Consider the following 26,684-nt stretch of genomic DNA (forward strand, 5'->3'; position numbering starts at 1 on the left):
TCAGCGGCCGGCGCGGCCCTGCCGCCCCGAGCGGCGCACCCCGGCGACGACGGAGCCGACCAGGAGGGCGAGCCCGCCGGCGGCCAGCACCACGATGACCGCGAGGTCCAGGTCGACGTCCGCGCCGCCCGCGAGCGCGAGGACCATGGCGCCGACCAGCGCGAGCACCAGGCCCCAGACGACGGTCGCGACCGAGATCGCCCGGCGCTCGGTGTGCTCCCGGGGAGCGGGCCCGTCCGCCCGGGTGGCGTCCGCGGCCGGTGCGGGAGCAGGCTCGGTCCAGGGGCCGGAGGCGGGCGCGCCGGCGGCACCGTCGGGCGTCGCCCCGGCGAGCGGCTCGGTCTCGGGGACCGACCCGGCCAGGGGGAGGGTCGCGTCGTCGTCCTGCCCGGAGGGCTGCGGCCTGTCGGTGCTCATGATGCCTCCACGATGCGTACGGTCCCGGCCCGGCCGGCGACGTCCAGGATGATCTGCGGTGTCGCGCCTGCGTCGACCTCGGCGCTGCTGAGCTCGGTGGCTGCGCCGCCCACGAGCGAGCGGTCGACGCTCGTCCCGTCGCCGGTCCAGCGCACGTCGCCCGCCCAGAGCGTGACGTCCGCCGTCACGGCGGCGTCCTGCGGGACGACGACGGTCACGTCGCCGGCCGTGAAGCGGACCGGGACCCGGACGGGGTCCGCCGCGGCCGAGGCGCCGCCGTCCGCCGCGCCGTCCGCGGTGCCGTCCGCGGTGCCGTCCGCGGTGCGGTCCGCTGTGCCGTCCGCTGTGCCGCCGGTGTCGGCGGTGCTGCCCGTGGCCGGCGGCAGGTCGAGCCGGGTGAGGTCGACCCGTGCGTCGCCGACGCCGAACGCGTACCCCTGCTCGGCCGAGGCGACGTCGTGCGGGACGTAGGTGTCGGAGGAGATGACGCGCTGCACGCCGTCGGTGGGGTCGTAGAGGTCGTCGGCGCTCCAGATGCCCGCGACGATCCCGACGCCGACGAGGATCCATGCGATCCCGTGCAGGCCCCCTGCGCGCCGCCCGCGCAGCCCCGTCACGACGGTCGCGGCGCCCACGATCAGGAGCCCGGCCCCGACCCACGCGAGGGCGACGTCGTGCTCCCCGCCGTCGCGCCACGACCACCAGGTGAGCGCTGCGCCGGTCAGGAGGATCAGACCGAGCACCGCGGTGACGGTGACGCTGCCGGCCGCCCGGGCGCGTGCTGCCTCGGCCCGCTCCTGCGCCGCTCGTCGTGCAGCCGCCCGGCGCTCGTCGCGCAGCCGTGCGGTGCGGGCGCGCTCGGCGGCCCTGGCCTCCGCGGCCCGTGCCCGCTCGGCGTCGCGCTCGGCCTGCGCCTGCGCGGTCGCGGTCGGCGTGGACCCGGGGGGTGTGGTCGCGGGGGGCGTGGCCGCGTCCGGGCCGGCCGACGTCGCGGCGGGGCTCGGCGTGGCCCACGCCCACGAGACGTGCTCGTCGTCGGGGCGCTGCCCGGCGGCGTCCGTGGTCCCGTACGGCGGGACCGGCGGGACCGGCGGGGCCGATCGGCGGTGCTGCGAGGAGGAGCGCGAGGCCATCACGACGAGCCAGACGATGCCCGCGACCGCGGCGACCCAGAAGATGCCGTTCAGCCAGCCGAGGCCGACGTGGTCGGCGAGCGACCACCACGTCCCACCCCAGCTGAACCCCGCGACGAGCGCGGCCACCGCACCGACGACCGCGATGTCGACGTCCCCGCGGATCGTCTGCTCGAGGTGGATGCGGCCGTCGTCCTCCTCGGGCAGCAGGGCCCAGGCGATGCCGTAGAGCACGAGCCCGGCGCCGGAGAAGAAGAGCGTCAGGACGAGGATGCCGCGCACGACGAGCGGGTCGATCCCGAACCGGTGGGCGACCCCGGCGGCGACGCCGCCCATCCAGCGGTCGTCCGAGCGCGCGATGCCGAGGCGCCGCACGGAGGCGAAGAAGCCGTCCAGCGGTCGGGCCGGCGGGGAGCCGGCGGGCCCGGTGGGGGGTGTGCCGCCCGGTGCGTCGGAGGGCGGAGGTGGTGCGTCGGTGTCTCGTTCGTTCTCCATGGTTCCATCGTGGTCGCCGGGGCGGGCCCGCGACCATCGGGGTTCCCCCTGACCCGACCCTGGATCCTGAGCCGCCGGACCCTGGTCTCCTCCCCGGGAGCAGCCCGGGGCGCGGGTTTCGTGTGACGATCAGGGCATGGACGACCCCTTGCCCGACGCGGCTCCCGGCGCGCCGTCCGGCGCGCCGTCCGCGGACCCGGGGCGGCTCCCGCTGCGCCGCCCGGAGCAGCACCGCTGGGCCGGCGGCGTCTGCGCGGGCCTCGCGCTGCACCTCGACCTGCCCGTGCGGTGGGTGCGCGTCGTCGCCGCGCTGACGGTGCTGGCCGGCGGGGCGGGCGCGCTGGTCTACGTGTTCTGGTGGGTGACGGTGCCGACGGGCGACCCGCGCGCGGCGGCCGCCGCGGCGCGGCCGGCGGCGCTCGGGCGCGTCGCGCCCCGGCTGCGCTCCGGCGAGTCGCCCGTGCCCGTGCGCGACCTGGTGCTGGGCACGCTGCTGCTCGGCGTCGCGGCGCTCCTGCTCGCGGTGCGCGCCGGGCTCGAGCTCCGGGTGGGATGGGTGGCGCCGGCGCTGATCGTGCTGGCGGGCACGGCGCTCGCGTGGAGCCAGCTCGATGCAGCGCAGCGCGGGCGCTGGCTCTCCCGGGCGGGCGGTCGGACCTCGACGGCGCTGCTGCGGATCGTCGGCGGGCTCGTGCTCGTCGTCGTCGGCGTCCTCCTGCTCGCGACGCAGGCGGGTTCGTTCGGCACGATGCTGCGCGCGGCCGTGGCCGCCCTCGCCATGCTCGCCGGCGCCGCCGTCGTCCTCGCGCCCTGGTGGCTGCGCCTCGTGCGCGAGCTCGGCGACGAGCGCGCCGCGCGGGCGCGCGAGTCGGAGCGTGCCGACATCGCGGCGCACCTGCACGACTCGGTGCTGCAGACCCTCGCGCTGATCCGGACGCGGGCCGACGACGCGGAGGCGGTCTCCCGGCTGGCGCGCGCCCAGGAGCGCGAGCTGCGGGAGTGGTTGTACAGCGACCGGCCCGTGGCTGGTACGTCGCTGGCGGCCGAGCTGCGCGAGCTCGTCGGCGAGATCGAGGACGCCCGCATCCCGCGGCCCGGCGGCGGTCTCGAGCCGGTGGCCGTCGACGTCGTCGTCGTGGGCGACTGCGTCCCGACGGTGCAGACGACGGCGCTGCTGCAGGCGGTGCGCGAGTCGCTCGTCAACGCGGTCTCGCACGGGGCGCCGCCGGTCTCGGTGTACCTGGAGGTGCGCGACGAGAGGGTGGAGGCGTTCGTGCGGGACCGCGGCGACGGCTTCGACATGGACACGGTCCCCGCGGACCGGTTCGGCGTGCGCGAGTCGGTCGTGGGGCGCGTGCGCCGCCGGGGCGGCAGCGCGGAGCTGGTCAGCCGGCCCGGCTGGGGCACGGAGGTGCGCCTCGGCGTGCCGCGCCAGGGTGGCGCGGCGCCGGAGGGCGCCACGACGGCGGACGGCGCGCGCGGCGCCGGGACGGAGGAGCGATGACGGCACCGGGCGGCACCGATGGCAGGGGCGGCACCGAGGCTACCGGCGGCGACACCGTCTCCGGCGCGGCGGTGACGGTGGTGCTCGTCGACGACCACCACCTGTTCCGGGCGGGCGTGCGGGCGAGCCTCGACGACCGCGTCCGGGTGGTGGGCGAGGCGGACGACGTGGACGGCGCGGTGGAGGCGGTCCGCCGGCTGGCACCGCAGGTCGTGCTCCTGGACGTCCATCTGCCGGGCGGCGGCGGCGGGGGCGGCGCGGAGGTGCTGCGCCGGTGCGCGGACCTCGCGCCGGTCACCCGCTTCCTCGCGCTCTCGGTCTCGGACGCGTCGGACGACGTCGTCGCGGTGATCCGGGCGGGCGCCCGGGGGTACGTGACCAAGGCGATCTCGGGGACGGAACTGTCCGCCGCCGTCGGGCAGGTCGCGGCCGGGGACGCGGTGTTCTCGCCGCGCCTGGCGGGCTTCGTCCTGGACGCTTTCGGCACCGCGGCGGGGGACGTGGCCGTCGCGGACGACGAGCTCGACCGGCTGACGGCCCGCGAGCAGGAGGTCATGCGCCTGATCGCGCGGGGCTATGCATACAAGGAGGTGGGCAGCGAGCTCTTCATCTCGGTCAAGACGGTGGAGACGCACGTGTCCTCGGTCCTGCGCAAGCTGCAGCTCTCCTCGCGGCACGAGCTCACGCGCTGGGCGGCGCAGCGCCGCCTGCTCTGACGGCCGGGTCCGGGCTCGCGCGCGCCGCCTCCGCACCGTCGTCACACTTGTGACACATTTCACGAGCGCCGTCCTGGCGTAGGCGTGGGCGGAGTCCTACATTACTTGTGAAGAGTTTCACGAATGGCGTGGGGCTCTCGACCACAAGGGGATCGACATGAGCACCACCGGCAGCACCACGAACACCAGCCACCGGACGCTGGTCCGCTGGTCGGGCATCGTCGCGATCGTGGCGGGCGTCGTCATGATCGTCGCCGGGGCCGTCACCTGGGCCACCGTCTCCAGCCAGCTCTCGGCGCAGGAGATCACCGTCTCGGAGGACTCGACGATGCTGCCGGGCGACGACGTCGACGGCCCGTTCTCCGCGTACGCGCAGGCCCAGATCATCGACCACCACGCGCTCGAGGCGACCGGTGGCAAGACCTACGCGCAGCTCGAGCAGGACGACCCGCTGCGGGTCACCGCGATGAACGCCTCGTTCCTGCGGGCCTCGCTGTTCACCTCGGTCGTGGCCTACGGTGTCGCGGCCCTCGTCGTCGGGCTCGGTGCCCTGGCCGTCTTCTTCGGCAGCGTGACGACGGTCGTCACGGGCCGCCGCGGCACCGGATCGGCGGCCGGCGCGCAGGCCGGGCGGGACAGCCACCCGCAGGAGCCGCTCCTCGCGGCCTGACGTCCCGTCCGCCGGCGGCCCGCCCGCCGAGACGTCGAACTCCGCCCCTGATCCCGCCGGATCAGGGGCGGAATTCGACGTCTCGGCGGGTGCCGGTGCGGGTGCCGGGCCAGGCGGGGGAGAGGCGGACGACGTCGCCCACCACCACGACCGCGGGCGCGCGCACCCCGGCGCCGGACGCCACCGCGGCGATCGTCGCGAGCGTGCCGACGGTGGTGCGCTGGCGCGGGCCGTAGCCGTCCTCGACCACCGCGACCGGCGTCTCGGGGGCCCGTCCCGCCGCGACGAGCGCGTCCGCGCTCTCGGCCAGACGCGAGACGCCCATGAGCAGGACGACGGTGTGGTCGCTCGCGGGCGGCACGCGGCCGACGTCCTCGTGCCCCGTCAGGACGGTGAACCCGCGGGAGAGCCCGCGGTGGGTGACGGGGATGCCGGCCGCGGCGGGCACGGACACCGCGCTGGTCACGCCGGGCACGACCTCGACCTCGATCCCGTGGGCCCGGCAGGCGGCGAGCTCCTCGCCGCCGCGGCCGAACACGTACGGGTCGCCGCCCTTGAGCCGCACGACGTCGCGGCCCGCCAGCGCGTGCCGCACGAGCGTCGCGTCGATCTCCTCCTGCGGGACGGGGTGGTGCCCGGGCCGCTTGCCGACGTCCACCACGAGGACGTCGTCGGCGAGGTCGGCGAGCAGTCCGCGGGGCGCGAGGCGGTCGACGACGACGACGTCGGCCCGGGCGATCAGCGCCCGGCCGCGGGCCGTGACGAGCCCGTCCGCCCCGGGACCGCCGCCGACGAGCGCGACGCGACCGGGCCCGGTCCGTGCGACGGGGCGCACCGCGCGCAGGGGCAGCTCCCCCGAGGCGAGCTGCGCGGCGACCGCGTCGCGGACGCGGCGCGCCCGGCCGGGGTCGCGCCCGCCGTTGACCGCGACCACGACCTCGGCCGGCCCGGAGGGCTCGTCGAGCGCGACCCGGGCCACCGCCGGGACCCACGCCGTCCCGCCGCCGTCCGCGCCCGCGTCGCCCGCCGTGACGCAGAAGGTCCGCCCGGCCTCGGCGTCGGCGGCCACGCGCGCGTCGACGGCCGGGTCCCCCGTCGCGGTGTGCACGAGCCAGGCGTCCGCGAGGTCGCCGCCGGCGTACGCGCGGGGCAGGTGGTCGGCGTCCGCGACCCCGGCGAGCAGGTCCGCCATCTGCGGGCAGACCTGCGGGGCGACGACCGTGACGAGGGCCCCGGCCTCGAGGAGCCCGCGGGCCCTGCGCGCGGCGACCGGTCCGCCCCCGACGACCACCACCGCCCGGCCCCGCACGCGCAGCCCCAGCGGGTACAGGGCGCCCGCGCCCGGGTCCGTCGTGCTCATCCGTCGGCGGCCGCGGTCAGATCGAGTACTGCGCGGGCCGGGACGCCGGGCGCCGGACGGCGGCGAGCGCGTCGCCGACCATCCCCGCCGCGAGCGTGCCGCCGTCGTGGGCGTCGATCAGCAGGAACGCGCCGGTGCGGCGCGCCACCACGTACTCCTCGGCCGCGACGGGGGACGCGAGCCGCAGGCGGACACGGCCGATGTCGTTGAGCGCCAGCGCCTCGGCCGGGACCAGCTCGGCCGCGTCGAGGTCCAGGCGCCCGACGACGTCGCGCACCACGGCCTTGACCGTGCGGGTCGTGTGCTTGAGCAGCAACCGCGCGCCCGGGCGCAGCGGCGCGTCCCCGAGCCACGCGACCATGCCCTCGACGTCCTGCGTGACCTCGGGGGCGTCGTCGGCCGCGGCGAGCAGGTCCCCGCGGGAGACGTCGACGTCGTCGGCCAGCCGGAGGGTCACGGACTGCGGGGCGAAGGCCTCGTCCAGCGGCCCGTCGGCCGTGTCGATGCCGGCCACGGTGGTCCGGGTCCCGGACGGGAGCACGACGACGCGGTCGCCGACCCGCACGACCCCGGAGGCGACCTGCCCGGCGTAGCCGCGGTAGTCGCGGTACTCGTCCGAGACCGCCGCGCCCTGCGGGCGGATGGCGAGCTGGACCGGGAACCGGAAGGACTCGACGTCCGGGTCGTCGGCGGTCGGCAGGCCCTCGAGGAGCTCGAGGAGCGTCGGCCCGTCGTACCAGGGCGTGCGGGTGCTGCGGTCCACGACGTTGTCGCCCACCAGCGCGGAGACGGGCAGCGGGTGCACGTCCGCGACGCCGAGCGACGCCGCGGTCGCCCGGATCTCGGCCGCGAGCTCCTCGTAGCGCTCGCGCGAGTAGTCGACGAGGTCGATCTTGTTGACGGCCACGACGATGTGCGGCACGCGCAGGAGGCTCGCGACGGCCAGGTGGCGGCGCGTCTGCTCGAGCAGCCCCTTGCGGGCGTCGATGAGCAGGACCAGGGCGTCGGCCGTGGACGCGCCGGTGACCGTGTTGCGGGTGTACTGCACGTGGCCGGGGCAGTCCGCGAGGATGAACGAGCGGCGGGCCGTGGCGAAGTACCGGTAGGCGACGTCGATCGTGATGCCCTGCTCGCGCTCCGAGCGCAGCCCGTCCGTGAGCAGCGCGAGGTCCGCGGTCTGCAGGCCGCGGTCGCGCGAGACCCGCTCGACGGCCTCGATCTGGTCGGCGAGGACGGACTTGGAGTCGAACAGCAGGCGGCCGACGAGGGTCGACTTGCCGTCGTCGACCGAGCCCGCGGTCGCCAGGCGCAGCAGGGTGGACGCCGAGCTCGGGAGCACGGCGTCGTCGGTGGTGCTCGCGGCGGGGCTCGTGGTCTGGGCGCTCATCTAGAAGTACCCCTCCTTCTTGCGGTCTTCCATGGCGGCCTCGGAGATGCGGTCGTCGGCGCGGGTCGCGCCCCGCTCGGTGATGCGGGTGGCGGCGACCTCGGCGATCACGGCCTGGACGTCCGTCGCGGCGGACTCGACGGCCCCCGTGCAGGACATGTCCCCGACCGTGCGGTAGCGCACGAGGCGCGTGTGCGGGCGCTCGCCGTCGCGCGGGCGCGAGTGCGGCCCGACGGCGAGGAGCATCCCGTCGCGCTCGAAGACCTCGCGCTCGCTCGCGTAGTACAGGGACGGGAGCGCGATGCGCTCGCGGGCGATGTACTGCCAGACGTCGAGCTCGGTCCAGTTGCTGATCGGGAAGACGCGCACGTGCTCGCCCGGGCGGTGGCGACCGTTGTACAGGTTCCACAGCTCGGGCCGCTGGTTGCGCGGGTCCCACTGGCCGAACTCGTCGCGCAGCGAGAAGACGCGCTCCTTGGCGCGCGCCTTCTCCTCGTCGCGCCGGCCCCCGCCGAAGACGGCGTCGAACCGGTGGTCGTTGATCGCGTCGAGCAGCGGCTGCGTCTGCAGCGGGTTGCGGGTGCCGTCCGGGCGCTCGCGCAGCCGGCCGTCGTCGATGTAGTCCTGCACGCTCGCGACCTCCAGGCGCAGGCGCAGCCGGTCCGCCGTGGCGTCGCGGAAGGCGAGGACCTCGGGGAAGTTGTGCCCCGTGTCCACGTGCAGCACCGGGAAGGGCACCGGCGACGGCCAGAACGCCTTCGTCGCGAGGTGCAGCATCACGACGGAGTCCTTGCCGCCGCTGAACAGCAGCACGGGTCGCTCGAACTCGCTCGCGACCTCGCGGAAGATGTGGATCGCCTCGCTCTCGAGCGCGTCGAGCTGCGAGAGGCGGTGCCGGGTCTGGTCGGCCGGCGCGGTCGCCGGGGCTGTGCTCAGGTCGGTCGTCATACGTGGAGCCCGCATTCCGTCTTGTCGAGGCCGGCCCAGCGGCCGGACCGGGGGTCGTCGCCGGGGGCGACGCGCTTGGTGCAGGGGGCGCAGCCGATCGACGGGTAGCCGTCGTTCAGGAGCGGGTTGAGCGTCACCTGGTGCGTGGTGGCGTACGCGAGGACGTCGTCGAAGGACCACGCGGCGAGGGGGTTGATCTTGACCAGGCCGTTCTTCTCGTCCCAGGTGACCAGGGGCGTGCGGGCGCGGGTCGGCGCCTCGTCCCGGCGCACGCCGGTGACCCACACCTCGTAGCCGGCGAGCGTGCGCTGCAGCGGCTCGACCTTGCGCAGCCGGCAGCACAGCCCCGGGTCGCGGGCGAAGAGGTCCTTGCCGTGCGCGGCGTCCTGCTCCGCGACGGTCGCCGAGGGCAGCACGTCGACGACGGTCACGTCGAGCGACTGCGCGACGGCGTCGCGGGTCCCGTAGGTCTCGGCGAAGTGGTAGCCGGTGTCCAGGAACAGCACGTCCACCCAGGGTGCGGCCCGGGCCACGAGGTGGGGGAGCACGGCGTCGGCCATGGAGCAGGCGACGGCGACCCGGGTGCCGAACTCGCGCTCGGCCCACGCCACGACCTGCTCGGCGCTCGCCTCGTCGTCCGCGCCCGGGCCCGAGCCGTGCAGCTCGGCCCTGCCGCGCTCGACGATCTCGCGCAGCTGTGCCGCGTCGCGCCGCGGCGGGGCCGCCGCGCGCCGCCGCTGGTCGGCGGCGCGCGACTCCTCGCGCTCGGCCGCCCTGGCCTGGGCCGCAGCCCGCAGCGCCGCCAGCGGGCCGGTGCCGGGGCTCAGGTCCGCGCTCACTGCAGCGCCTCCTCGTCGGCCCGGTGCGCCCAGCGGGCGAAGGTCTCGTCCGGCTCGTGCTGTGCGTCGTAGGCGCGCACGAGGCGCTCCACGTAGTCGGTGACCTCGCTGGCCGGGACCTTGAGCCCGCGCACGGTGCGGCCCAGGCCGCCCTCCTCGCGCCCCTCGCCGACGAGACCGCCGCCGAGGTGGACCTGGAAGCCCGGGACCTGCTCGCCGTCGACCGTGATGATCTGGCCCTTGAGCCCGATGTCCGCGGTCTGGATGCGGGCGCAGGAGTTGGGGCAGCCGTTGACGTTGAGCGCGATCGGGCGGTCGATGCGCTGCGTGACGTCCCCGACGCGCTCCTCGAGCTCGGTGATGACGCGCGCCGCGGTGTCCTTCGTGTCGACGATCGCCAGCTTGCAGAACTCGATGCCCGTGCACGCGATCGTCGAGCGGCGGAAGAGGCTCGGCCGCGCGGTCAGGCCGAGGGGCTCGAGGCCCGCGACCAGCTCCTCGACCCGGTCGGCCGGGACGCCGAGGATCACGACCTTCTGGTGCGCGGTCAGCCGTGCGGACTCCGCGCCGACCCGCTCGACCAGCTCCGCCAGCCCGGTGAGCGTGCCGCCGCCCACGCGCCCGACGACGGGCGCCGCGCCGACGTAGCAGCGGCCGTCCTTCTGCTCGTGGACGCCCACGTGGTCCCCGGGGCGGGTCGCGGGCGCCGGCGGTGGGCCGTCGGGCAGGGCGTACCCGAGGTACTCCTGCTCGAGCACCTCGCGGAACCTCTCGGTGCCCCAGTCGGCGAGGAGGAACTTCAGGCGCGCCTTGTTGCGCAGGCGCCGGTACCCGTAGTCGCGGAAGATCCGGATCACGCCGTGCCAGACGTCGGCCGCGCGCTCCTCGGAGACGAACGCGCCGAGGCGCTCCCCGAGCCGCGGCGTCGTGGACAGCGCCCCGCCGACCCACAGGTCGTAGCCCGGGCCGAGCTCGGGGTGCACGACGCCGACCAGCGAGATGTCGTTGATCTCGTGGACCACGTCCAGGCTGGGGTGGCCCGTGATGGCCGTCTTGAACTTGCGCGGCAGGTTCGCCAGGTCGGGGTCGCCGATGTAGCGGCGCTTGATCTCGGCGATCACCGGGGTGGGGTCGATGATCTCGTCGGCGGCGACTCCCGCGACCGGGCTGCCGAGGAACCCGCGGGGGGAGTCGCCGCACGCGGTCGTGGTCTCGAGGCCGACGGTCTCGAGCCGGCGCCAGATCTCCGGCACGTCCTCGATCTCGATCCAGTGGTACTGGATGTTCTGGCGGTCGGTGATGTCGGCCGAGCCGCGCCCGAAGTCCTCGGAGATGCCACCGAGCACCCGCAGCGCCGCCGGGTCGAGCGCCTGGCCGTCGGTGCGCACCCGCAGCATGAAGTAGCGGTCCTCGAGCTCGTGCGGCTCGAGGGTGGCGGTGCGGCCGCCGTCGATCCCGGGCTTGCGCTGGGTGTACAGGCCCCACCAGCGGAACCGGCCGTGCAGGTCGTCGTCGGCGATGGAGTCGAAGCCCTCGCGGGCGTAGACCGACTCGATGCGTTCGCGCACGCCCAGCGGCGCGGCCTCCTGCTTGAACTCCTCGTTGTGGTTGAGCGGCGCGGTGCCGTCGACCTTCCACTGGCCGTTCGGCCGCGCGGCGCGCGGGGGCCGGGCGGGGCGTGCGGGTGCGGTGGTGGTCGTGCCGGGCGTGGCGTCGGGTGGCGGCGTCATCGGGCTCCTCGAGGTGGGTCTCAAGGGCGCGCGTCGGCGGGCAGCGTTCTCGCGGTCCACGGGGGACGGGCGGCCGGCGTCGCGCGCCCGCTCGTCGGTGCGGCCCCGGGGGGCCGCGGAGAGGTCAGGCGCGAGTCAACAACAGCGACAGCTGTTGTCCGGACACGTCGGCATCTCGCGCGGCGCCGTGCGGGGCACGGTACGCAGCGCGGTTCCGGTCGTCCGAGCCGTGGGCATGCCAGAACGGTACAGGCACGTCTCGCGGGCCGGAAGACCCCGTCCGGATCCTGGGACAGCCGTCCGGTGCGTGGGCACCCGGGGGTGCCCGGCGCCGGGACGTGCGCGATCTCACGCCACGCGGTGCCCGCCCGGGGCGGCCGGAGGTGCTGACGCCGGTGTCAGCAAACTAGGGTGCGACGCATGGAGATCCTCTTCGACGCCCTGCTCGTCCTGCACTTCGTCGGCTGGGCCATCGTGCTCGGCGCGTACCTCACGAGCCTGCGCGGGCCCGGCCTGCCGGTCGGCGTCTTCCACGGCGCGGCGACCGCCCTCGTGGCCGGCACGCTCGCCTACGGGCTCAGCGAGGCGTCCGACTTCCTCGGCTACGACCTCGACCCGGCGAAGTTCGGGACCAAGATCGTCGTCGCGCTGGTGATCACGGTGCTGGCCTTCGTCGCCCAGCGCAAGGGCGAGGCGCTCTCGCCCGCGCTCAAGCACACCATCGGCGCGCTGACGGTCGTGAACATCGTCATCGCCTGCTTCTGGCACTGATGCTCGGGCGCTGACCCCGCGCCGACGCCGGCGACGCTCAGCCCGCGAGTCGCGCCAGGTCGCGCTCGACCCACCGCGGGCAGCGCCGCCGGCGGGCGACGGCGCTGAGCAGGACGCCGGCGGGCGGGAGGGCCCGCGGGCCGCCCGCCGCGAGCAGCGCGCGGGCGCGGGCCAGCACCGTGCGCCACGGGAGCAGGAGCACCGCCGTCACGAGCGCCGAGCGCGCGACCGCTCGCGCCCGGACGCCGTCCGGGTGCCGGCGCGGGGACGGGTGGTGGTGCACCACGAGGTCGTCCGCATGGACGATCGCGCGGCCCCCGGCCGCGAGCCGCAGGGCCACCGGCTCCTCCTCCCCGGGGAAGCGCACCAGCGGGTCGAACCCCCCGCACGCGAGCAGGTCCGCACGGCGCACGACGACGCCGCAGGCCATGAATCCGAGCAGGCGCGGGCCGGGCAGCCCCCGGCGGGACAGCGGCGAGCCGCGCAGCACCGGCATCAGCGGGTCCTCCGTCTCGTCGGGGCCCACGAGCACCCGTGCGTGGACCACGGCGACGTCGGGGTGCGCCTCGAGCAGGTCGGCGGCCCGTGCCAGCGACCCGGGCTCCCACCACGAGTCGTCGTCGGCGAAGGCCACGTACGGCGTGCGGGCGCGGCGGACCCCGGCGGTACGGGCGAGCGCGCCCACGTTCCGACCCAGCGCGACGACGTCGGCGTCCGGGCGCAGCTCGCGGGCGAGCTCCACGCTGCCGTCGCCCGAGCCGTTGTCCACGTAGACGAGCGGCGCGCGGTGCCGGGGGAGGGTGCCCGCCAGGTCGTCGCGCCGGTCGCGGCTCATCACCACGACGCTCACCCGGTCGTCCTCCGTCGCGGGCGGCACGGCGGCGCGCACCGGCTCAGCGCCCATAGCGGCGCGCCGTCGACCGGCGCTGGGCGTCCTCGAGCGCCCGGAACCGGGCCTCGGCCCGTGGGGGCAGCGCCCGCCGCTCGCGCAGCACCCAGGGCAGGCCGCGCACGGCGTCGAGCACGCCGAGGACGGAGGCGCGCGTGGGGGCGAGGCTCGCGAGGACGACCGCGGTGCGCCGCAGCGCCGCCACGGCGGGCCGGCGCAACCACGTGAACCACAGCGTGTTGCGGATCCCGTCCCGGGCGCGGCGGGCGGTGTCGCGGGCGGTCGAGGCGCGGTGGTGCACGGTCAGGTCCGCCAGGTAGCACAGCTCGTGCCCCGCCGCGGCGAGGTCCGCCGCGAGCAGCTCCTCCTCGCCGCCCAGCCACAGCCGCGGCGAGAAGCCGCCGACGGCCAGGAACGGTGCCACCCGCACCACGGACGCCCCGGCGAGGAAGCTTCCCAGCGCCGGCCCCGGGAGCGGCACGGCGGCCCGCACGGGGGAGTCCCGCAGCTCGGCGACCACGGGGTCCTCGGTGCCCGCCGGCTCGACCACGATCCGGGCCGTGACGACCGCGAGCTCCGGCACGGCGTCCAGCGCGTCCGCGGCGCGGCGCAGGGACCCGGGCTCCCACCACGTGTCGTCGTCGCAGAACGCGACGTACGGTGCCCGCCCGCGGGCGGCGACCCGTGCGACGCCGACGTTGCGGCCGACCGCGCCGAGGTTCTCCCGCTCCGCGACGAGCTCGACCTCCGGGTGGCTCGCACGGACCGCGGCGGCTGTCCCGTCGGCGGACCCGTTGTCCACGACCACGACGTGGGGACGCTCCGGGAGCGCGGCGAGCCGCTCGAGCGTGGCGAGCACCTCCGCCCGGCGGTCGTGCGTGATGACGACGACCTCGGTCCGGGGATCGGGGCCCGAGGGCGGCGCGGGCAGCGGGGGCATGCGGTCGTTGTACGCGCCGGGCGCGCGGCTCGCACGTCCGGGCGCCGGGCCGGCCACTGCGTGCGAGTCGCGGGCGGCGGTGCCAGCGTCGTGGGGTCGGCAGGCGGCCGACGGCGGCACCCGCACCCCAGGAGAGGGCCATGGCAGACGCTTCGGAGAGCAGGACGACCACGGATCACGACGAGGTCCGCGCGCGGTGGGGCTACCGCCGCGCCGTCGTGACCGGCGGGGCGGGCTTCGTCGGGAGCCACGTCTGCGAGGAGCTGCTCGCCCGGGGCACGGAGGTCGTCTGTGTCGACGACCTGTCCACCGGGTCCACGGACAACGTCGCCCACCTGCGCGGCGACCGGCGCTTCACGCTGCTGGAGCGCGACGTCGTCCGCCCGTTCGACGACGACGCCGCCCTCGCCGACGTCGAGCTCGTGCTGCACCTCGCCTCGCCCGCCTCGCCCGTCGACTACCTGCGGCGCCCCGTCGAGACGCTGGACGTCGGCTCCGCCGGGACGCGCAACGCCCTGGAGCTGGCCCGCTCGCGGGGGGCGCGGTTCGTCCTCGCCTCCACCTCGGAGGTGTACGGCGACCCCGAGGTGCACCCCCAGCGCGAGGACTACTGGGGCCACGTGAACCCGGTCGGCCCGCGCAGCGTGTACGACGAGGCCAAGCGGTTCGGCGAGGCCCTGACGACCGCGTTCCGCGGCGCGCGCGGCGTCGACGCGGGCATCGTGCGCATCTTCAACACGTACGGGCCCCGGATGCGTGGCGGCGACGGTCGGGTGATCCCGACGTTCGTCCGCCAGGCGCTGGCCGGCGAGCCGCTCACGGTCTTCGGCGACGGGACGCAGACCCGGTCGGTCTGCTATGTCGACGACCTGGTCGAGGGGCTGCTGGCCTTCGCCGCGAGCGGCCACCCGGGCCCGATGAACCTCGGCAGCACGCAGGAGCTGACCGTGCTGCGCATCGCCGAGGACGTGGCGGCCGCGGTGGGCTCCGACGCCGGCGTGCGGTTGGTGGACCTGCCGCAGGACGACCCCCGCCGCCGCAGGCCCGACGCCACCCTGGCCCGCGAGGCGCTCGGCTGGGCGGCGCGGACGTCGTGGGCCGACGGCCTGGCCCGCACCGTGGAGTGGTTCCGTGCGCAGGACGACGCGGCGCCCGGCGCGCCCGGCAGCGCGGACGGCCCGCCGTCGCCCCCGCTGCGGGTCTCCGTCGTCGGGTGCGGGTACCTCGGCGCGGTGCACGCGGCGTCGCTCGCCCGCCTCGGGCACGACGTCGTCGGCCTGGACGTCGACGCGCGACGGGTCGAGGCGCTCGCGGCGGGCCGCGCGCCGTTCTACGAGCCGGAGCTCGCGGCGCTGCTCACCGAGGGCGTCGACGCGGGGCGGCTGCGCTTCACGACCGACCCCGCGCAGGTGGCGGGCGCGGGCATGCACTTCCTGTGCGTCGGCACCCCGCAGCGGCCCGGCAGCGACGTCGCGGACCTGCACCACCTGGACGCCGCCCTCGACGCGCTGACGCCGCACCTGCGCCGGGGCGACGTCGTCGTCGGCAAGTCCACCGTCCCCGTCGGGACGGCCGCGCGCGTCGCGGAGCGGCTGCGGCCCGCGGGCGTCGGCGTCGTCTGGAACCCGGAGTTCCTCCGCGAGGGCCACGCGGTCTCCGACACGCTGCGCCCGGACCGCCTCGTGTACGGGACGGGGCCCGGCGACGAGGAGCTCGCGGAGCGGCTCGACGACGTCTACCGGCCGCTGCTCGAGGCGGGCGTGCCCCGCGAGGTCACCGACCACGCCACGGCGGAGCTCGCCAAGGTCGCCGCGAACGCGTTCCTCGCGACGAAGGTCTCCTTCGCGAACGGCATGGCGGAGGTGTGCGCGGCCGCGGGCGGCGACGCCGTGGCGCTCGCGGGGATACTCGCCCTGGACCGGCGCATCGGCGGCGCCTACCTGGGCGTCGGCCTCGGCTTCGGCGGCGGGTGCCTGCCCAAGGACATCCGGGCGTTCGCGGCGCGGGCCGAGGAGCTCGGTGCGGGCGAGGCGGTCGGGTTCCTGCGGGAGGTCGACCGGATCAACGACCGGTGCCGCGACCGCGCCGCCGCGCTCGTGACCACCGCGTGCGGCGGGACCCTGGTCGGCGCGCGCGTCGCGGTCCTCGGGGCGGCCTTCAAGCCCGACAGCGACGACGTCCGCTCCTCCCCGGCGCTCGGGCTCGCGTCGCGGCTCGCCGAGGGCGGCGCCCGGGTCGTCGTCACCGACCCGCAGGCCCTCGCCCTCGCCCAGGCGAGCCGCCCGGAGCTCGGGTACGCCGTCGGCGTGCAGGACGCGGTGCGGGGCGCGGACGTCGTCGTGCTCGCGACGGAGTGGGACGAGTACCGCGCGCTCGACCCGGCCGTCCTGCGCCCCCTCGTCCGGCGGGCCGAGCTGGTCGACACGCGCAACGCGCTCGACCTCGCCGCGTGGCGCGCGGCGGGCTGGTCGGCGCGGGCGCTCGGGCGGGCCGAGGCCGCCCTGCCTCAGCCCGCGGCGGGCTGAGGCAGGCCCGCGAGCGCCTCGAGCACCTCGGGCACGGTGACGCGCGCGAGCGCCGGGTCCACCGCCGCGCCGTGCGGGTCGCCGCGGTGCTCCCGGGCCCGGTCTTCGTCGCCGGCCCCGGGCGCGCCGCCGTGCCAGAGGACGGCGTGCAGCCGCGGGTCGAGCGCCGGCCCCCACAGGCGTGGCGGCGTGGGGCCGAAGAGCACCACCGAGGGCGTCCCGAAGGCCGTGGCGAGGTGCGCGACGCCGGTGTCGCCGCAGACCACGGCGCCGGCGGTCGCGACGACGTCGGCCAGCGCGGGCAGGTCGAGCGTGCCCGCCGTGTCCGTGACCGTCCCGCGCGAGCGGCCCGCCGCCGCGGCGACCCGCGCGGCGGTCGCCGCCTCGCCCTCGCTCCCGGTGACGACGACGTCGTGGCCCGCCGCGGCGAGCGCGCGCGCGACCTCGGCGAACCGCTCCTCCGGCCACCGGCGCGAGGCCGAGGCGGCACCGGGATGCACGACGACGTGGCCGCGGCGCGGGCCGGGCGCCGTGAGCCGCAGGTCCTCGCGCGAGCACGCGCCGCCCGCCGAGCGGACCAGCCGGCACCAGCGGTCCACCTCGTGCTCGTCCTGCTCCCAGGCGGGGCCGGGGACGCCGGCGTCCGGGCTCGCGAAGGCCACGAGCCGCCCGGGCGCCGTCGCGAGCAGCACCCGGTGGCTCTGCGGGCCGGACCCGTGCAGGTTCACCGCGACCTCGGGGCGGGCGGGGGCCGCCGCGCCCGCCGGCGCGGCGAGCGGCTCGAGGCCGCGCGCCCGGACCGTGCCGTCGACGATCCCGAGCTCGGTGAACCACGCGCCGACGCCGGGGCTCGCCGCGAGCAGCACCCGGTGCCCGGGCCAGGCGCGACGGACCCCGCGCAGCGCCGCGACGCCGGCGAGCGCGTCGCCGAGGCCCAGCGCGCGCAGGACCAGGACGGTGCCGCCGCTCATGCGGGGCTCGTCCGCGGGCTCGTCCGCGGGTCAGCCATCGATCACGGCCACGACGTCTCGCCGGAGGCGGTGACGAGCATCTCGCGGATCTCGCAGCCGACGGGCTGGCGCAGCGCCGTGATCGCGGCGGCCGCGGTGCTGCGCGGGTCGTTCAGGTCGGCGTCGGGCCCGGGCCGGTACTGCTCGGTCCGGCCGTCGAAGAAGGCGGTGCGCATGCCGCCGGGGATCAGGCACGTGACGCCGACGCGCCCGGCCGTCTCGGCGGCCAGCGCGTGGGTGAAGCCCCGGACGCCGAACTTCGAGGCGCAGTACGCGGTCGCGTCGCCGACGCCGCGCAGCGCGAGCGTGGAGGCGACGGTGACGACCGTGCCGCGGCGCTCGGCGAGGTATGGCAGCGCGGCGCGCACCACCGCCACGGTGCCGAACAGGTTGACGCGCACCACGCGCTCCCACGTCTCGGTGTCGATCTCGCCGAGCGGCCCGCACGCGTCGGTGCCCGCGGCGGTGACCACGGCGTCCGGCGGTCCGACCTCGACGGCGAGGCGCTCGACGGCCGCGGCCGCGGCGGCCGAGTCGGCGAGGTCCACCACGGCGTGCAGCCCGCCGGCCGGCGGCGGGACACGGTCGAGGACGACGGGCTTGCCGCCCGCCGCGGTCACGGCCTCGACGAGCGCGGCGCCGAGGCCGCTCGCGCCGCCGGTGACGTAGACGGTCCCCAGCTCGCGGGGGGTGGGCAGGGTCTGCTCGGTCATGCGGGAGCTCCTTCGGTTCGGATGGGCGCGAAACGCCCCGTGCGGTCGAGGATCGACGTCGTCGAGCGGCCGTCGACGTAGGGCAGGACGGTGACGCGCCCGCCGTGGCGGCGCACGACGTCGGCCTCGGGCAGCTCGTCGGCGACGTAGTCGCCGCCCTTGGCCCAGACGTCGGGGCGCAGGGCGTCGAGCGCGGCGCGCGGGTCGTCCTCGTCGAAGACGACGACGGCGCTCACGCAGTCCAGGGCGGCCAGGACGCGCGCGCGGTCCTCCTGGCCGACGACGGGACGCTGCGCGCCCTTGAGCCGGCGCACCGACGCGTCGCCGTTGAGCAGGACGACGAGGTGGTCGCCCAGCGCCGCGGCGGCCTCGAGGGTCGCCACGTGGCCGGCGTGCAGGAGGTCGAAGCAGCCGCCGGTCGCCACGAGCGTGCCGCCCGCCGCGCGCAGCCGCCGTGCGACCTCGGCCGGCGGCTCGGTGCCGGGCCGCGGGGGCGGGGCGGTCTCGCGCGCCACCGCGCCGCCGCGCCGGCGGAACCCGTCGGCGCCCCCGTCCGCGACCCAGGCGGACGCGGCGAGCACGGCGCGCTCGACGGCCTCGCGCGTGCTCGCCCCGCCCGCCAGGGCGACGGCGGCGGCGGAGGCGAACCGGTCGCCGGCGCCGCAGGGGTCGCCGGGCACGGCGCGCGCGGAGACGTGCACCGCTCCGCCCTCCGGACCGGCGAGGAACGCCCCGCGCGCGCCCGCGGTCACGCACACCGCCGCCACCTGCCAGGCCTCGCGGAGCGCCTCGGCCAGCGCGCCGGGGTCGTCGTCGGACGCCGGCGCGATCCCGAGCTGCTCGGCGGCGTCGCGCGCCTCGGCGAGGTTCGGCGTCACGAGGGCCGAGCCCGGCACCGGCGCGCCGCCCCGCGGGTGCGGGTCCCACACGACGGGACGCTCGCGGGCGGCGGTGGCCAGGGCGTCCCGCAGCGCGCCGTCGTGGGTCGTGCCCGCGCCGTAGTCGGAGACGAGGACGACGTCGGCGTCCGCCACCGCCGCGGCGACCGCGGCGGCGGGAACGTCGACCGGGCGGGCGGGACCGCCGTCGTCCACCCGGACGACGCTCTGGCCGGCGGAGCGGACGCGCGTCTTGCGCCGCGTGCCGCCCTCCTGGGGCACGGGGACGAGCTCGAGGCGCGCGGCCAGGGCGGCGCCGAGCTCGGCGGCGGCCGCGTCGGTGCCGAGCGGGGCGACGAGCCGGGTGGCGGCGTCCCGCGCGCACAGGAGCGCGGTCAGTCCCGCCCCGCCCGGGCTCGAGCGCACCTCGAGGGTGTCGACCACGGGGACGGGGGCGTCCGGGCACAGCCGGGTGACCTGTCCGTCGACGTCCCGGTCGAGCAGGACGTCGCCCACGACGGTCACGCGCCGGACGTCGCCGCGGCGGTCCGCGGCGCCCTCGGCGGCGCCGCCCTGCGCGTCGCGGACGTGCGCGTCGAGCGCCGTGCACAGCGTGTGCACGGCGACCAGGTGCAGCTCCTGGACCGCGGAGGTCGAGCCGCCGTGGACCTGGAGCACCTCGTCGCAGGCCGCGGAGAGGGCGCTCGGGCCCGGCCCGGTCATCGCCCAGGTCGTGATGCCGAGCCCGCGGGCGCGCCGGGCGGCGGCGACCACGTTCGGGCTGCTGCCCGACGTCGAGAGCAGGAGCAGCACGTCGCCGGCGCGGCCGTGGGCGGCCACCTGCCGCGCGAACATCTCCTCGGCGCCGTAGTCGTTGACGATCGCCGTGAGGCTGGAGGTCTCGGCATGCAGGGAGATCGCGGACAGGGGCACGCGCTCGCCCTCGAACCGGCCGACCAGCTCGGCGGTCAGGTGCTGCGCCTCGGCGGCGCTGCCCCCGTTGCCGGCGACGAGCAGCCGGTGGCCCGCGAGCGTCGCGGCGGCCAGGTGCCGCGCCCAGGCGTCCAGCCGGGCGGACTGCGCCGTCAGCAGGGCCAGGCCCCGGGACAGGTCCTGCGCGTGCGCGGCGGCGTGGGCTCCGAGGTCGCGGGCGCTCATCGGCCCGTCCCCGCCCACGAGCGCGAGACCTCGTCCGCACGCTCCGTGCGCTCCGTGCGGCCGCTGCCCGCCGGAGCGGCGCGTCGCAGCGGCGTCGGGACCACCACGGCCGTGGCGCGGGGCCCGTCGGCGGTGCGCGAGCCGCACAGGCGCTCGTACGCCTCGAGGGTGCTGTGCGCGACGGTGGACCATCCGTACAGGTGCTCGGCGCGCACCCGGGCGGCCGCTCCGAGGCGCTCGGTGAGCCGCGGGTCGTCCCGCAGCCGCCGGAGCGCCGCGGCGAGCGCCCGCGGGTCCCGGGGCGGGACGAGCAGGCCGGTGCGGCCGTCCAGGACGGAGTCGAGCAGGCCGCCGACCGCGCTGCCGACGACCGGCCGCCCGCAGGCGGCGGCCTCGAGCGGGACGATGCCGAACGGCTCGTACCAGGGCGTGCAGACGACGGCGTCGGAGTCCCGGACCAGGTCCCGGACCTCCTCCTGGGTCCGGCTGCCCACGAGCCGGACGCGGTCCGCCACGCCGGCCGCCGCCGCGGCGGCGCGCAGCCGCCCCGCCTCCTCGTCCCCCTCGAGCCGGTCGGCGGGCGGACCGCCGACGACGACGAGCTCCGCCCCGTCGACCGACGCGAGCGCCTCGACGATGGTCTCGATCCCCTTGCGCTCGACGAGCCGCCCGACGGTGACCAGCCGCAGCCGTGCGGCACCGGCGGCTCCTGCGGCACCGCGCCGGGCGGCACCACCGGTACCGGGCGTGAAGCGGCCGAGGTCGACCCCGCAGGGCACGACGTCGATGCGGGCGGGGTCCGCGCCCAGCGCCACGAGCTCGGCGACCTCGTCGCTGCACGTCGCGACGATCCGGTCGGCCTCGCGGCACAGGCGGCGCTCGTGCGCCACGCGCCCGACGGGGCTCGTGTCCTTCGCGCCCTGGTGGCGGCGCTTGACCGAGCCGAGGGCGTGGAACGTCTGGACGAGCGGGACGTCCAGGGGGGCGGTCGCGCGCAGGCCGGCGAGGCCGGACATCCAGAAGTGCGCGTGCACGACGTCGGGGGCGCCGCCGGGCGCCGACCAGCGGCGCAGGAGGTCGTCGCCGAACGCCCCCATGTGCTCGAACAGCTCGTCCTTGGGCACCGCGACGGGCGGCCCCGCGTCGACGTGCACGACGTCGACGCGGGGGGCGAGCGGGACGCGTTCGTCGAGCGCACGCGAGTCGCGGCGCGTGAACACCTCGACGTCGTGGCCCAGCGCGCCCAGCCGGGTGGCCAGCGACGCGACGTGCACGTTCTGGCCCCCGGCGTCGACACCTCCCAGCACGGCGAGCGGGCTGGCGTGCTCCGAGATCATGGCGATCTTCATGCGGTCACCTCCTGCAGCAGGGCGTCCCACCGGCGGTGGAAGGCCGCCGGGGCGTAGTGGTCGAGGACGTGGGACCGCGCGGCGTCGCCGTGGGCGCGGGCCTCGTCGGGGTCGGCGAGCCAGCGCCGCGCGACGGCGACCAGCTCCTCGGGCCGGGCGCTGAGCACGCCGGCCGAGCGAGGCACGGCGGCGGGCGCCTCGGTGGTGGGCAGGGCGAGCACCGGCATGCCGAGGGCCATCGCCTCGAGCAGCGCGAGGCCGAGGCTCGTCCAGCGGTAGGGGTGGAGGTAGGCGCGCGCCTGCGCGAGCCGCGCGTGCATCTGCGCCTGCGGGACGTCGTCGTGCAGGCGGGCCTCGCCGGCGCGCCCGCCTGTCGCCCCGAGGTGCTCGCCGAGCTTCTCGACGGCCATGCCGTAGACGTCGAGCGGCACGTCGCGGGCGACCCGCAGCAGCACGTCGGTGCCGGCCACGCGCCACCGGCGCACGGGCTCGTTGACCACCGCGCCGAGGCGTTCTGCGGCCCCGGTGTACAGGTGCCCGGGGTCGATGACGGCGTGGTCGATCACGCGGGTCCGCGCCTCGCCCGTGTCCCACATCAGGGCGTTGAACGCGGTGACGTGCACGATCGGGAGCCGGCCGTCCTCGACGGCGTCGAGCCCCGCGAGCGGGTGCCGCGAGCGCGCGGCGTGCTCCGTGGGGGCGTTGTGCTCGACGTACACCGCGGGCACGTCGACGCCGGCGCGCAGGCCGGTCCACCGGTGCAGCAGCTCCACCTCGTGGGGGCGCTGGAGGACGACGGCGTCGACCTCCCGCGCGCGGTCCGCCAGCTCGGCGGGGCTCGCCTCGACGACGCTCGCGGGCCACTGCCAGGTGCGGGCGCGGCCGCGCCCGTCGGGGCCCCGGTCGGGGACCACGGGGACGAGGTACTCGTGCGGCCCGCCGACGAACGTCGTCGTCCACGAGCCGTGCACGTGCCAGATCAGGACCTTCATGCGAGCACCTCTCCCGAGACGGGGGCGAGGAGGTCGACCGCGTCGGCGACGGCCTCCGGGTCGATGTCCAGGCACGGGTGCCCGGGCACGGGGCAGGCGCGGGCGCGGGTGCCCGCGCACGGGGCGCCCTGGTCGCCGAGCAGCACCGTGGGCACGCCCCACGGCGCCCAGCGCGCGGCCGGGACGACGGGGGAGAAGAGGGACACGACGGGCGTGCCGACGGCGGCGGCGAGGTGCGCGGGGCCCGTGTTGCCGACGACGACGCAGCTCGCCCGCGCGAGGACGCCGGCCAGCCCGGCGAGGTCGGTGCGCCCCGACAGGTCGCTCGCGCGCGGGTCGCCGTGCGCGACCTCGCGCGCCAGCGCCGTCTCCGCGGGGCCGCCGGTGACCACGACGCGCCGTCCGCGGCGGGCCAGCTCGGCGACGATCTCCCGGGCCACCTCGCGGCGCGGCGCCCGGGCGGGAACGGACGCCCCCGGGTGCACGACGACGTACGGCCCGTCGGGCGTGCGGACGTCCGCCGCGGACGCCTCGACGGCCAGGCGGCCGTCGTCGCCGGGCGGGAGCCGGTGACCGGCCGCCCGCGCGAGGTCGAGCGCCGCCTCGACCTCGTGCAGGCCGTCGGGCCGGTGGTGGCGCACGTCCAGCAGGGAGCCCGGGTAGTCGACGCTCGTCGCCGCGACGCGTCCGATCCCCGCGAGCCGGGCGAGCAGCGCCATCGGCAGGGGGCTCTGGTGGAACGACGTGAAGACGACGGCCTCGGCGTAGCGGCGGCCGGCGAGGCGCGCGACCAGGTCCCGGACCGCCGGCGCGTCCACGGGCGGCGGGGCGTAGCCCGACCACGGCGCGTCGAAGGTGAGCACCTCGCGGACGCCGGGCAGCAGGCGGGCCGCGGCCGCGCCGGCGGGCGCGGCGAGCACGTCGACCGGCCCGGAGGCCGCGAGGGCGCGCACCGCCGGTCCCGTGAGCAGCACGTCGCCGTCGGCGTCCAGCCGCACCGCGAGGATCCCGCTCATGCGGCACGCTCCCGGGCCGGCGCGGGCAGGCGCGGCGCGAGCGCGGCGAGCGCCCCCGCGAGATCTTCGGCGACCGTGACGCCCGCCGTGCGCCGGGCCGCGGCCACCTCCTCGGGGCGAGTCTGCGGCGTGGGCACGAGGACCGCCGCGGCGCCCGCGGCGACGGCCGCCCCGACGTCCGCGCCGATGTCGCCGACCACGGCGCACTGCGCCGGGCGCAGGCCGAGCTCGCGCGCGGCCGCGAGGACCAGGCCCGGGCCGGGCTTGCGGCAGGCGCACCCGTCCTGCGGCGCGTGCGGGCAGCGCTGCCAGGTGTCGAACGGTCCGAGCAGCTCGGCGACGCGCGCGTCCACGGCGTCGACCTGGGCGGTGCTCAGGATCCCGCGGCCGATGCCGGACTGGTTCGAGACGACGCCGACCCGCACGCCGCGGGCGCGCAGCGCGTCGAGCACGTCGCGGGCGCCGTCCACCGGGCGCACGGCGTCGGGGTCGGGGTTGTACGGCACGTCGTGCACGAGGGTGCCGTCCCGGTCGAGCAGCACGGCACGGACCTCGCCCGGCCACGGGTCCAGCCCGGACCGGACGGCGAGCGTGCCAGCGGCACGGTGGCGCACCGCCGCGAACGGGATCGCGAGGCTCGTCCAGGCCATCCGGCGGAGCTCGGCCGCGAAGACGTCGTCGCCCGGCCGGGGGCCCGGGCGCAGGCGGACCGCGAGGAAGTCGGCGGTCAGCGCCGCCCACGCCACCGCGCCGAGGAGCGCCGGGCCGCGCCGGCGGGCGAGGACCGCGGCGAGGGTCACGCCGGCCGCCGCCACGGTCGCGGCGTGCAGGCGCAGGCGGCCGCGGCCGGTCTCGGCCCGCTCCCGCCAGCGCCGCCCGTGCAGCGCGCGCATCGTGGCGTCGTCGCGCGCGCCGGCCTGCACGCGCAGGCTCACCCCGTCGTCCGTCGGTCGCACCGGGTGCGTCGTGGTGCGGGTGCCGCGCACGAGCCGCCAGCCCGCCAGGCGCACCCGCAGCGCCAGGTCGGCGTCCTCGCGGTAGGCCCGCGGGAACCGCTCGTCCAGGCCGTGCACCGCGGCGAGCGCCGCGCGCCGGTAGGCCATGTCCGCCGTCGCCCAGGCCGCGTCCTGGAGGCCGGCGGTGCCGCGCTCCCAGTCCGTGGGCCGGCGGTGCGCCGGCAGCGGGACGTGCAGGGCGCCCTGGACGCCGCCGACGTCGTCCCCCGCCCGCGCGAGGTCGCGCACGAGGTGCTCGGACCAGTCCGGGGGGAGCTCGACGTCGTCGTCCAGCAGGACGACCCACGGCGCGTCGACGGTCCGCCAGCCCGCGTTGCGCGCGGCGGCCGGGCCGCGCCCGCCGGTGCGGACCGTGCGGGCCGCCAGGCGCCGCCCGGGGTCGCCGAGGTCCAGCTCCGCCGCCCCCGTCGCGCCGGTCGCTGTGCCCGTCGCGCGGCGGTCGTCGGCGACCACGACCTCGGCGGGCGGCGTCGTCTGCGCGGCGAGCGTCTCCAGCAGCCGCAGGAGCGACGGCCGCCCCACCGACGGCACGACGACGGCGTACGCGGCGGGGGCTGCGTCTACCTCGCTCATCGGGCGAACACCTCCGCGCGGCGGACCAGGTGGGGGCCGAGCACGAGCGCGTCGACCGGGGCGGAGCCGAACAGCTCGAGCGCCTCGCGCGGGTCGTCCACCATCGGCCGCCCGGCGGTGTTCAGGCTGGTGTTCACCACGACGGGCAGGCCGGTGCGGCCCTCGAACGCGCGCAGCATCGCCTGCAGCCGCGGCGTGGAGCCGTCGACCGTCTGGATCCGCGCGGTGCCGTCGACGTGCACGACCGTCGGGATGCGCTCGCGCCACGCCGGCGCGACATCGTGCACGAACAGCATGTGCGGGCTCGGGACCGGCCCGCCGGAGAAGATCTCCGCCGCGTGCTCGAGGAGCACCATCGGGGCGACCGGGCGGAACTGCTCGCGGCCCTTGACGTCGTTGAGCCGCTCGAGGTTCTCGACGGGCCCGGGGTGCGCCAGGAGGGACCGGTGCCCGAGGGCGCGCGGCCCCATCTCCGAGCGCCCGTCGAACCAGGCGACGACGCCGTCGTCGGCCAGGATCTGCGCCACCTCGCCGGGCAGGTCCGCCGGGGTGGTGAACGGCACCCGCGCCGTGCGCAGCGTCGCGGCGAGCTCGTCGTCGGACCAGGAGCGGCCCAGCGCCGCGGAGCCCATCGGCTCGACCGTCTCGCCCGCCTCGGCGGCGAGCTGCATGGCCGCGCCGATGGCGGTGCCCGAGTCGCCGGCCGCCGGCTGCACCCAGACCTCCTCGAACGGGGACTCGCGCCAGATGCGGGAGTTGGCGACGCAGTTGAGCGCGGTGCCCCCGGCGAGGGCCAGCACGCGGTCGCCGGTGCGCCCGTGCAGCCACGTCGCCAGGTCCACGAGGACCTCCTCGAGCCGGGCCTGGACGGACGCCGCGAGGTCCGCGTGCGCGGCGGTGCCGCCGTGCTGCTCGCCCCACGTGCCGTCGTCCGTGCGCCGGGGCGCCCAGCGGGTCCAGTCGGGGACCTCGGCGACGAAGCCGCCGTCGTCCGTCGCGTACCAGAGCTCGCGCAGCTCGCCGAGGAAGCGGGGCTCGCCGTAGGAGGCGAGCGCCATGACCTTGTACTCGTCGCTCGAGCGGAGGAACCCGAGGTGCTCGGTCAGGGACTCGTACACCAGTCCGAGCGAGTGGGGCAGCTCCTGGCTCGCCAGCACCTCGAGGCGTCCGTGGTCGTAGCGGCCCGCGAGGTGCGAGGACCGCTCGCCGCGGCCGTCGAGCGAGAGCACGCTGGCCACGGGGAACGGGGACGCGAGCGCGGCCGACGCGGCGTGGGCGATCTCGTGCGGGACGAAGCGGACGGCGGACGCGGAGAGCCCGGGCAGCGCCGTGGCGAGGAACTCCGGCGCGCGTTCGGCGTAGCGCACCCGCAGCCAGTCCCAGGGGTCCGGCAGGCCCATCTCCTCGGCCGGCTTCGCCAGGGCGGGGTCGAACGAGTAGGCGACCGCGTCCAGGTCCTGCGGCCGCAGGCCCGCGTGCTCGAGGCACCAGCGTGCCGCCTGCTCCGGAAGCTCCCACGCGGCGAACGGCACCGGCCGCTTGCCGTGCTTGCGCCGCGAGAACCGCTCCTCCTCCGCGGCGGCGACCAGGCGGCCGTCGACGAGGAGCGCGGCGGACGGATCGTGGAACAGCGCGTTGATGCCGAGTACTCGCAC

General features: G+C 77.5%; 22 protein-coding genes. 5 read left to right on the plus strand and 17 right to left on the minus strand.

Going from position 1 to position 26,684, the window contains the following annotated elements; genetic code table 11:
* Together EDF32_RS14510 and EDF32_RS00930 are read right to left on the minus strand one after the other, a co-directional pair.
* Window positions 1-417: a hypothetical protein gene (locus EDF32_RS14510; protein ID WP_158614036.1), complete on the minus strand. Its 417-nt coding sequence runs from the start codon at window positions 415-417 to the stop codon at window positions 1-3.
* Window positions 414-2,045, minus strand: coding sequence for a PspC domain-containing protein (locus EDF32_RS00930; protein ID WP_123306670.1), 1,632 nt, complete (start codon window positions 2,043-2,045; stop codon window positions 414-416). Before EDF32_RS00930 ends, EDF32_RS14510 begins: the two co-directional genes overlap by 4 nt.
* Window positions 2,046-2,181: 136 nt before the next feature.
* Between EDF32_RS00930 and EDF32_RS00935 the strand changes: the two genes are divergently transcribed.
* The 3 genes from EDF32_RS00935 (at window position 2,182) to EDF32_RS00945 (ending at window position 4,935) form a co-directional block, all read left to right on the plus strand.
* Window positions 2,182-3,549: an ATP-binding protein gene (locus tag EDF32_RS00935; RefSeq protein WP_123306671.1), complete on the plus strand. Its 1,368-nt coding sequence runs from the start codon at window positions 2,182-2,184 to the stop codon at window positions 3,547-3,549.
* Complete coding sequence (locus tag EDF32_RS00940; RefSeq protein ID WP_123306672.1) at window positions 3,546-4,265, plus strand: response regulator transcription factor; 720 nt, start codon at window positions 3,546-3,548, stop codon at window positions 4,263-4,265. Before EDF32_RS00935 ends, EDF32_RS00940 begins: the two co-directional genes overlap by 4 nt.
* 157 nt (window positions 4,266-4,422) lie before the next feature.
* Window positions 4,423-4,935 (plus strand): aromatic ring-opening dioxygenase LigA, encoded by a 513-nt coding sequence (locus tag EDF32_RS00945; protein WP_199734778.1) that lies wholly within the window; start codon window positions 4,423-4,425, stop codon window positions 4,933-4,935.
* 61 nt (window positions 4,936-4,996) lie between these two features.
* Here the strand turns inward: EDF32_RS00945 and cobA are convergent, their stop codons facing one another.
* From cobA to EDF32_RS00970, 5 genes are read right to left on the minus strand one after another with little or no spacing between them, the layout of a single operon-like run.
* The gene (gene cobA, locus EDF32_RS00950; protein ID WP_123306673.1) at window positions 4,997-6,295 is read right to left on the minus strand and encodes a uroporphyrinogen-III C-methyltransferase; all 1,299 of its coding nucleotides are present in this window, start codon (window positions 6,293-6,295) and stop codon (window positions 4,997-4,999) included.
* A 16-nt stretch (window positions 6,296-6,311) separates the two neighbouring features.
* Window positions 6,312-7,682, minus strand: a complete 1,371-nt coding sequence (locus EDF32_RS00955) for a sulfate adenylyltransferase subunit 1 (RefSeq protein WP_123306674.1) — start codon at window positions 7,680-7,682, stop codon at window positions 6,312-6,314.
* Entirely contained in the window at window positions 7,683-8,630 is a 948-nt protein-coding gene (cysD, locus tag EDF32_RS00960) for a sulfate adenylyltransferase subunit CysD (RefSeq protein ID WP_123306675.1), read from the minus strand. It lies immediately after the preceding gene.
* A complete protein-coding gene (locus EDF32_RS00965) occupies window positions 8,627-9,469 on the minus strand; it encodes a phosphoadenylyl-sulfate reductase (RefSeq protein WP_233565604.1) in 843 nt (280 codons plus the stop codon). Before EDF32_RS00965 ends, cysD begins: the two co-directional genes overlap by 4 nt.
* On the minus strand, window positions 9,466-11,199 hold the full coding sequence (locus EDF32_RS00970) for a nitrite/sulfite reductase (RefSeq protein WP_123306676.1): 1,734 nt from the start codon (window positions 11,197-11,199) through the stop codon (window positions 9,466-9,468). Before EDF32_RS00970 ends, EDF32_RS00965 begins: the two co-directional genes overlap by 4 nt.
* 420 nt (window positions 11,200-11,619) lie before the next feature.
* Between EDF32_RS00970 and EDF32_RS00975 the strand changes: the two genes are divergently transcribed.
* Window positions 11,620-11,970: a hypothetical protein gene (locus tag EDF32_RS00975; RefSeq protein WP_123306677.1), complete on the plus strand. Its 351-nt coding sequence runs from the start codon at window positions 11,620-11,622 to the stop codon at window positions 11,968-11,970.
* Between the two features lie 37 nt (window positions 11,971-12,007).
* Here EDF32_RS00975 and EDF32_RS15005 read toward each other — a convergent pair whose 3' ends face one another.
* Both EDF32_RS15005 and EDF32_RS00985 read right to left on the minus strand, forming a co-directional pair.
* Window positions 12,008-12,874: a glycosyltransferase family 2 protein gene (locus EDF32_RS15005; protein ID WP_123306678.1), complete on the minus strand. Its 867-nt coding sequence runs from the start codon at window positions 12,872-12,874 to the stop codon at window positions 12,008-12,010.
* The gene (locus EDF32_RS00985; protein WP_123306716.1) at window positions 12,864-13,799 is read right to left on the minus strand and encodes a glycosyltransferase family 2 protein; all 936 of its coding nucleotides are present in this window, start codon (window positions 13,797-13,799) and stop codon (window positions 12,864-12,866) included. The genes EDF32_RS15005 and EDF32_RS00985 overlap by 11 nt, the downstream gene beginning before the upstream one ends.
* Before the next feature lie 140 nt (window positions 13,800-13,939).
* On the opposite strand from EDF32_RS00985, the gene EDF32_RS15035 reads away from it, so the two are divergent.
* Window positions 13,940-16,324 carry a nucleotide sugar dehydrogenase gene (locus EDF32_RS15035; RefSeq protein WP_123306679.1) on the plus strand — a complete coding sequence of 795 codons (2,385 nt, stop codon included), beginning with the start codon at window positions 13,940-13,942 and terminating at the stop codon, window positions 16,322-16,324.
* Here EDF32_RS15035 and EDF32_RS00995 read toward each other — a convergent pair.
* The 8 genes from EDF32_RS00995 to EDF32_RS01030 are packed head-to-tail and all read right to left on the minus strand — an operon-like array spanning window position 16,306 to window position 26,684.
* Window positions 16,306-17,295 (minus strand): glycosyltransferase family 9 protein, encoded by a 990-nt coding sequence (locus EDF32_RS00995; RefSeq protein WP_123306680.1) that lies wholly within the window; start codon window positions 17,293-17,295, stop codon window positions 16,306-16,308. The two genes, EDF32_RS15035 and EDF32_RS00995, sit on opposite strands and share 19 nt — an antisense overlap.
* Window positions 17,296-17,336: 41 nt before the next feature.
* Window positions 17,337-18,047, minus strand: coding sequence for an SDR family oxidoreductase (locus EDF32_RS01000; RefSeq protein WP_123306681.1), 711 nt, complete (start codon window positions 18,045-18,047; stop codon window positions 17,337-17,339).
* Window positions 18,044-20,083 carry a PfkB family carbohydrate kinase gene (locus EDF32_RS01005; protein WP_158614037.1) on the minus strand — a complete coding sequence of 680 codons (2,040 nt, stop codon included), beginning with the start codon at window positions 20,081-20,083 and terminating at the stop codon, window positions 18,044-18,046. Before EDF32_RS01005 ends, EDF32_RS01000 begins: the two co-directional genes overlap by 4 nt.
* Window positions 20,080-21,432, minus strand: a complete 1,353-nt coding sequence (locus EDF32_RS01010; RefSeq protein ID WP_123306682.1) for a glycosyltransferase — start codon at window positions 21,430-21,432, stop codon at window positions 20,080-20,082. Before EDF32_RS01010 ends, EDF32_RS01005 begins: the two co-directional genes overlap by 4 nt.
* The gene (locus EDF32_RS01015) at window positions 21,429-22,424 is read right to left on the minus strand and encodes a glycosyltransferase family 4 protein (RefSeq protein WP_123306683.1); all 996 of its coding nucleotides are present in this window, start codon (window positions 22,422-22,424) and stop codon (window positions 21,429-21,431) included. Before EDF32_RS01015 ends, EDF32_RS01010 begins: the two co-directional genes overlap by 4 nt.
* Window positions 22,421-23,440 carry a glycosyltransferase family 9 protein gene (locus EDF32_RS01020; protein WP_123306684.1) on the minus strand — a complete coding sequence of 340 codons (1,020 nt, stop codon included), beginning with the start codon at window positions 23,438-23,440 and terminating at the stop codon, window positions 22,421-22,423. Before EDF32_RS01020 ends, EDF32_RS01015 begins: the two co-directional genes overlap by 4 nt.
* Window positions 23,437-25,029 carry an HAD-IIIA family hydrolase gene (locus EDF32_RS15040; RefSeq protein ID WP_123306685.1) on the minus strand — a complete coding sequence of 531 codons (1,593 nt, stop codon included), beginning with the start codon at window positions 25,027-25,029 and terminating at the stop codon, window positions 23,437-23,439. The genes EDF32_RS01020 and EDF32_RS15040 overlap by 4 nt, the downstream gene beginning before the upstream one ends.
* Window positions 25,026-26,684 (minus strand): carbamoyltransferase C-terminal domain-containing protein, encoded by a 1,659-nt coding sequence (locus EDF32_RS01030; protein ID WP_123306686.1) that lies wholly within the window; start codon window positions 26,682-26,684, stop codon window positions 25,026-25,028. The genes EDF32_RS15040 and EDF32_RS01030 overlap by 4 nt, the downstream gene beginning before the upstream one ends.

It is taken from the genome of Cellulomonas sp. PhB143 (genome assembly GCF_003752595.1).
GTDB lineage: Bacteria > Actinomycetota > Actinomycetes > Actinomycetales > Cellulomonadaceae > Paraoerskovia.

Excerpts from the sequence above, each read along its gene's own strand:
- EDF32_RS14510 (WP_158614036.1), bottom strand. The coding sequence starts at position 417 with ATGAGCACCGACAGGCCGCAGCCCTCCGGGCAGGACGACGACGCGACC.
- EDF32_RS00930 (WP_123306670.1), bottom strand. The coding sequence starts at position 2,045 with ATGGAGAACGAACGAGACACCGACGCACCACCTCCGCCCTCCGACGCA.
- EDF32_RS00935 (WP_123306671.1), top strand. The coding sequence starts at position 2,182 with ATGGACGACCCCTTGCCCGACGCGGCTCCCGGCGCGCCGTCCGGCGCG.
- EDF32_RS00940 (WP_123306672.1), top strand. The coding sequence starts at position 3,546 with ATGACGGCACCGGGCGGCACCGATGGCAGGGGCGGCACCGAGGCTACC.
- EDF32_RS00945 (WP_199734778.1), top strand. The coding sequence starts at position 4,423 with ATGAGCACCACCGGCAGCACCACGAACACCAGCCACCGGACGCTGGTC.
- cobA (WP_123306673.1), bottom strand. The coding sequence starts at position 6,295 with ATGAGCACGACGGACCCGGGCGCGGGCGCCCTGTACCCGCTGGGGCTG.
- EDF32_RS00955 (WP_123306674.1), bottom strand. The coding sequence starts at position 7,682 with ATGAGCGCCCAGACCACGAGCCCCGCCGCGAGCACCACCGACGACGCC.
- cysD (WP_123306675.1), bottom strand. The coding sequence starts at position 8,630 with ATGACGACCGACCTGAGCACAGCCCCGGCGACCGCGCCGGCCGACCAG.
- EDF32_RS00970 (WP_123306676.1), bottom strand. The coding sequence starts at position 11,199 with ATGACGCCGCCACCCGACGCCACGCCCGGCACGACCACCACCGCACCC.
- EDF32_RS00975 (WP_123306677.1), top strand. The coding sequence starts at position 11,620 with ATGGAGATCCTCTTCGACGCCCTGCTCGTCCTGCACTTCGTCGGCTGG.
- EDF32_RS15005 (WP_123306678.1), bottom strand. The coding sequence starts at position 12,874 with ATGGGCGCTGAGCCGGTGCGCGCCGCCGTGCCGCCCGCGACGGAGGAC.
- EDF32_RS00985 (WP_123306716.1), bottom strand. The coding sequence starts at position 13,799 with ATGCCCCCGCTGCCCGCGCCGCCCTCGGGCCCCGATCCCCGGACCGAG.
- EDF32_RS15035 (WP_123306679.1), top strand. The coding sequence starts at position 13,940 with ATGGCAGACGCTTCGGAGAGCAGGACGACCACGGATCACGACGAGGTC.
- EDF32_RS00995 (WP_123306680.1), bottom strand. The coding sequence starts at position 17,295 with ATGAGCGGCGGCACCGTCCTGGTCCTGCGCGCGCTGGGCCTCGGCGAC.
- EDF32_RS01000 (WP_123306681.1), bottom strand. The coding sequence starts at position 18,047 with ATGACCGAGCAGACCCTGCCCACCCCCCGCGAGCTGGGGACCGTCTAC.
- EDF32_RS01005 (WP_158614037.1), bottom strand. The coding sequence starts at position 20,083 with ATGAGCGCCCGCGACCTCGGAGCCCACGCCGCCGCGCACGCGCAGGAC.
- EDF32_RS01010 (WP_123306682.1), bottom strand. The coding sequence starts at position 21,432 with ATGAAGATCGCCATGATCTCGGAGCACGCCAGCCCGCTCGCCGTGCTG.
- EDF32_RS01015 (WP_123306683.1), bottom strand. The coding sequence starts at position 22,424 with ATGAAGGTCCTGATCTGGCACGTGCACGGCTCGTGGACGACGACGTTC.
- EDF32_RS01020 (WP_123306684.1), bottom strand. The coding sequence starts at position 23,440 with ATGAGCGGGATCCTCGCGGTGCGGCTGGACGCCGACGGCGACGTGCTG.
- EDF32_RS15040 (WP_123306685.1), bottom strand. The coding sequence starts at position 25,029 with ATGAGCGAGGTAGACGCAGCCCCCGCCGCGTACGCCGTCGTCGTGCCG.